Below are 1,945 nucleotides of genomic sequence, written 5' to 3'. Positions count from 1 at the left end.
TACTGGTGCAGGTAGCCGCTGGTGGAGGCGCAGGTGACGATGGTGCCGCCCTTCTTGGCGACGTAGACGCTGGCGCCGAAGGTCTCCCGGCCCGGCGTACGCCCGACGCCGTCGTGTGCCTGCCGTGACTCGTGCCATGCCGCTCCTCGATGGGTCGTGGGGACGCCCGTCCGGTCGTCTCCGGGTGCCGGGGGACACCAGGCGATCACAGGGGACCGAAAGAGCGGGGAAAGCCCGACGGTAGATCGGCGGACGCCGGGTGGCAACGGCACTACAGGAGGCGGGCGTCGTGGGCGAGCAGGGCGATCTGCGTGCGGTTGCCGAGATCCAGCTTGGTGAGGATGTGCGAGACGTGCGCCTTGACGGTGGTCACACCCATGAGCAGGTCGGTGGCGATCTCGGCGTTGGAGCGGCCCCGCGCGACGGCCACGACGACCTCACGCTCGCGCGGGGTGAGCGCGTCCAGCGACACCCGCGCCCGCTCGTACGCCTCCGCCTCGTCGGCCACCTGCCGCATCAGGCGACGGGTGACACCGGGCGAGAGGATCGGGTGCCCGGCGGCGACGGCGCGGACCGCCTGGCTGATGCGCTCCGGCGGGGTGTCCTTGAGGAGGAACCCGCTGGCGCCGGCCCGCAGGGCACGTACGACGTGGTCGTCGGTGTCGAACGTGGTGAGCACGATGATCTCCGGTGGCCGCGGGCGGCGACGCAGCCGTTCGGTGGCGGTAATGCCGTTGACGCCCGGCATCCGGATGTCCATCAGCACCACGTCGGGCGCGTGCCGGTCCACCGCGATCAGCGCCTGCGCGCCGTCGGCCGCCTCGCCCACCACGGTGATCCCGTCGTCGCCGTCGAGCATGGTGGTCAGCACGGTGCGGACCAGCGGATCGTCGTCGACGATCACGACGCGGACGCTGCCGGTCACGCCGGCCACGGCAGCCGCCCGGTCAGGTGGAAACAGCCGGATTCGTCGACGTGGTGGGTGACGGATCCACCCGCCACGGCGGCCCGTTCGGCCAGACCGATGAGCCCGGTACCCGGGTCCGTGGCGGTCGCGGCCGGCCCGGCGGTGGGATTGCGGACGGAGACGGTCAGGTGCCCGCCGGGCGCGCCGGTGAGCGTGACGAGCACCGGTTGCCCGGTCGCGTGCCTGCGGGCGTTGGTGAGCGCCTCCCGCACGATGCGGTACGCGGTGCGACCCAACATGGCCGGAATTCCGTCCGGTGCGCCGAGCCGGTCGTCGACCTCGACGCGCTGGCCGGCGGCCCGCGCCTCCGCGAGCAGGTGGGGAAGGTCGGCGAGGGTCTGGGCGGCCGGCTGGTCGGCGTCGGTGTCGGCGTCGTCGTCGCGACGCAGCAGCGTCACCACCTCGCGCAGCTCGTCGAGGGCCTGCTGGGCGCTGGCCCGGACGACCCCGGCCGCGGCGCTCAACCGCTCCGGCGGCGCGTCCGGCCGGTACTCCATCGCGCCGGCCGCCGCCGCGAGCAGGGACAGCCGATGCGCCAGCACGTCGTGCATCTCCCGCGCGATCCGGTTCCGCTCGCCCGCCCGCGCCTCGGCGACGCGGCGCTCCTGCTCGCGTTCCGCGCGCCGGGCCCGGTCCCGCAGGGCCGCCACCAGGGCGTGTCGCGCCCGCGCCCAGGTGCCCCAGCCGAGCAGCGCCGCGAACGCCGCGGCGATGAGCAGGAACCACCAGCCGTACGGCAGCCCCTCCACCGGCCGCCACCGGCCCAGCACCGCCTCGCCGGCGAGGCCGGCCACCGTCACCGCCAGGGCCGGTCGGAGGGGCCGGTGCCGGGCGGTCCACAGCACCGCGAAGCTCGCCACCGGCGTGACCACCGGGGACAGCGCCACCAGCAGGCCGGCGAGCACCCCGCCGACCTCCGGCCGGCGTACGACCAGCGGAACGAGCGCCACCGCGACGACCGCCAGGCTCACGTCGAGC

General features: G+C 75.0%; 3 protein-coding genes. All 3 read right to left on the bottom strand.

What is annotated here, in order from left to right; genetic code table 11:
- Positions 1-209, bottom strand: a 209-nt coding sequence (locus AB0I76_RS28850; RefSeq protein WP_357041988.1) for a hypothetical protein, incomplete at its 3' end; no start/stop codon positions are given.
- 62 nt (positions 210-271) lie between these two features.
- Positions 272-925: a response regulator transcription factor gene (locus tag AB0I76_RS28845; RefSeq protein WP_357041985.1), complete on the bottom strand. Its 654-nt coding sequence runs from the start codon at positions 923-925 to the stop codon at positions 272-274.
- Positions 922-1,945 (bottom strand): histidine kinase (locus tag AB0I76_RS28840; protein ID WP_357041982.1); only part of this gene is annotated, 1,024 nt, incomplete at its 5' end. The genes AB0I76_RS28840 and AB0I76_RS28845, both read right to left, overlap by 4 nt.

It is taken from the genome of Micromonospora sp. NPDC049799, assembly GCF_040656655.1.
Classification (GTDB): domain Bacteria; phylum Actinomycetota; class Actinomycetes; order Mycobacteriales; family Micromonosporaceae; genus Micromonospora.
The sequence above is the reverse complement of the archived record's forward strand: the minus strand, read 5'-3'. Positions and strand labels throughout refer to the sequence as shown.